The sequence below is a fragment of the Arenimonas sp. genome (assembly GCF_035721105.1).
Taxonomy (GTDB): Bacteria; Pseudomonadota; Gammaproteobacteria; order Xanthomonadales; family Xanthomonadaceae; genus Arenimonas.
Window position 1 is genome coordinate 1 of record NZ_DASTNG010000057.1, and the last position, 3016, is coordinate 3016.

General features: G+C 68.7%; 2 protein-coding genes. Both read left to right on the plus strand.

Annotated features, from left to right (window positions below; translation table 11 throughout):
• The coding region (ppk1, locus tag VFQ84_RS09330; protein WP_325131366.1) for a polyphosphate kinase 1 at positions 1-1431 on the plus strand (1431 nt) is incomplete at its 5' end.
• Positions 1432-1437: 6 nt separating this feature from the next.
• Complete coding sequence (ppx, locus tag VFQ84_RS09335) at positions 1438-2958, plus strand: exopolyphosphatase (RefSeq protein WP_325131367.1); 1521 nt, start codon at positions 1438-1440, stop codon at positions 2956-2958.
• Positions 2959-3016 lie beyond the last annotated feature (58 nt).

Sequence of the window (3016 nt, forward strand, 5' to 3'; positions counted from 1 at the left end):
CTCACCGCCTTCGTGGACGAGCTATTCCCGGGGCTGAAGGTCAAGGGCGCGTACCAGTTCCGGGTCACGCGCAACTCCGAGCTGTTCGTGGACGAGGAAGAGGTCGAGAACCTCGCCAGCGCGCTCAAGGACGAACTCGCCAGCCGCGGTTTCCGCCCGGCCGTGCGCCTGGAGATCGCCGAGCATTGCCCCAAGCCGATCGTCGCGATCCTGCTGCAGAATTTCGGCCTGACCGAGAATGCCGTGTACCGCATCAACGGCCCGGTCAACCTCAACCGCGTCACCCAGGTCTACGACCTGGTGAACCGGCCCGAGCTCAAGTTCCGCCCCTTCCGCCAGCGCCCGGCCGAACTGGACGAGGACTCGCCCTTCACCACCCTGCGCCAGGGCGACGTGCTGCTGCACCATCCCTACCAGAGCTTCCAGTCGGTGCTGGACCTGCTCCAGCACGCCGCCAACGACCCGGACGTGCTGGCGATCAAGCAGACGCTCTACCGCACCGGCAAGGACAGCAAGATCATCGAGCACCTGATCACGGCCGCCCGCAACGGCAAGGACGTGACGGTGGTGGTGGAGCTGCGCGCGCGCTTCGACGAGGAGGCCAACATCCGCCTCGCCGACCAGCTGCAGGAGGCCGGCGTGCAGGTGATGTACGGCGTGGTGGGCTACAAGACCCACGCCAAGATGATGTTGATCGTGCGCCGCGAGGGCAAGAAGCTGCAGCGCTACGTGCACCTGGGTACTGGCAACTACCACGCCGGCACCGCCCGCGTGTACACCGACATCGGCCTGATGACGGCCGATCCGGACATCGCCGCCGACGTGCACGACATCTTCCACCAGCTCTCGGGCCTGGCGCCCAAGATCAAGCTGCGCCGGCTGCTGCAGTCGCCGTTCACCCTGCACGCGGCGCTGCTCAAGAAGATCGCGCGCGAGGCCGAGCTGGCCCGCGCCGGCAAGGGCGGCCGCATCATCGCCAAGATGAATGCGCTCAACGAGCCCAGCGTGATCCGCGCGCTGTACGAAGCCTCCCAGGCCGGCGCGAAGATCGACCTGATCGTGCGCGGCGCCTGCTGCCTGCGGCCGGGCGTGCCCGGCGTGTCGGAGAACATCCAGGTCCGCTCGGTGATCGGCCGCTTCCTCGAGCACAGCCGCGTCTACTGGTTCGGCAACGGCGGCAAGCCCGAGATCTTCTGCTCCAGCGCCGACTGGATGGAGCGCAACCTGATGCGCCGGGTCGAGACCTGCTTCCCCATCCTGGATCCGAAGCTGGCCGAGCGCGTGTTCGACGAGGAGCTGGCCAACTACCTGGCCGACAACCTCAACGCCTGGGTGCTGCACGAAGACGGGCACTATGGCCGGGTCTCGCCGATCGAGGGCGAGATGCCTTATTCTGCGCAGGGCGCGCTACTCGCCCGACTCTGCGGATGACACCGGATGCCGACTGAAGCCGAGCAGCCACTCAAGGATGGCGACCTGCTGGCGGCGGTCGACCTGGGCTCGAACAGTTTCCACATGGTCGTGGCCCGTTACCTGCTGGGCCAGCTGCGCATCGTCGACCGCATCAAGGAAACGGTGCGGCTGGCCGAGGGCCTGGACGGCCAGGGCGGGCTGAACCCCGACGTGATGCCGCGCGCGCTCGATTGCCTGGCGCGCTTCGGCCAGCGCCTGAACACGCTGCCGCCGCACCGCGTACGCGCCATCGCCACCAACACCGTGCGCAACCTGCGCAATCCGCAGGGCTTCCTGATGCCGGCCGAAACCGCGCTGGGGCACGGCATCGAGATCGTGGCCGGCCGCGAAGAGGCGCGTCTGATCTACCTGGGCGTCGCCCACGGCAGTCCGCCGCCCGAGGGCAAGCGCCGGCTGGTGATGGACATCGGCGGCGGCAGCACCGAGTTCATCATCGGCCAGGGCTTCGAGGCGGTGGAGCGCGAGAGCCTGCAGATGGGCTGCATCGCCACCACCCGCCGCTTCTTCGGCGACGGCAAGCTCTCGCGCAAGCGCTGGAAGGAGGCCCGCACCGAGATCACGGCCGAGTTCCAGCAGTTCGCCAACGCCTACCGGCGCCGCGGCTGGCACGATGCGATGGGCTCGTCGGGCACCATCAAGGCCATCTGCGACATCTCGATCGCGCTGAAGCTGACCAAGGCCTCGATCACGACCGACAGCCTGGCCGCGATCCGCGAGAAGCTGCTCGAGTTCGACCGGCTCGAGGACATCCGGCTGCCGGGCCTGTCGGCCGAGCGGCGCCCGATCATCGCCGGCGGCCTGCTGGTGCTGGACGCGGCCTTCTCGGAGCTGGCCATCGAGCGCATGTACGTCAGCGACCACGCGATGCGCGAGGGCGTGCTGTACGACCTGGTCGGCCGCGCCAGCGAGACCGATCCGCGCGAGGCGTCGATCGTGGCCCTGTGCAATCGCTACGGCGTCGACGCCGCGCAGTCGACGCGGGTCGAGGCGACGGCGCTGCGGCTGTTCGACCAGGTCGAGGCGGCCTGGGGCCTGGACGGCGACAATCGCCGCCTGCTGGCCTGGGCGGCGCGCATCCATGAGCTGGGCCTGGCGATCGCGCACAGCCAGTACCACCAGCACGGGGCCTACGTGGTCGAGCATTCGGACATTGCCGGCTTCTCGCGCACCGAGCAGCAGATCCTAGCGGCCCTGGTGCGCAACCAGCGCCGCGGCGTGCACCTGGGCAGCATCGAGAAGCTGCCGGACCGCCTGATCCCGAACACGCTGCGCATCGCGCTGCTGCTTCGGCTGGCGGTCCTGCTGCACCGCAGCCACGACCGCGACCCGCTGCCCCTGGCCGAAGCGCAGGCCGACGGCGACACGCTCGCCATCAAGCTGTCCAAGCGCTGGCTCGAAGGCCATCCCCTGACCCGCCTGGACCTCGAGACCGAGCGCGACCACCTCCAGGAAGTCGGCCGCAAGCTCGTCATCAAGACCGCCTGACCCCCCCTGTAGGAGCGCCTTCAGGCGCGAAGCTTTTCGGCGAAAAGCTTCGCGCCTG

Coding starts and splice junctions, on each gene's coding strand:
- ppx (WP_325131367.1), top strand. CDS start 1,438: ATGCCGACTGAAGCCGAGCAGCCACTCAAGGATGGCGACCTGCTGGCG.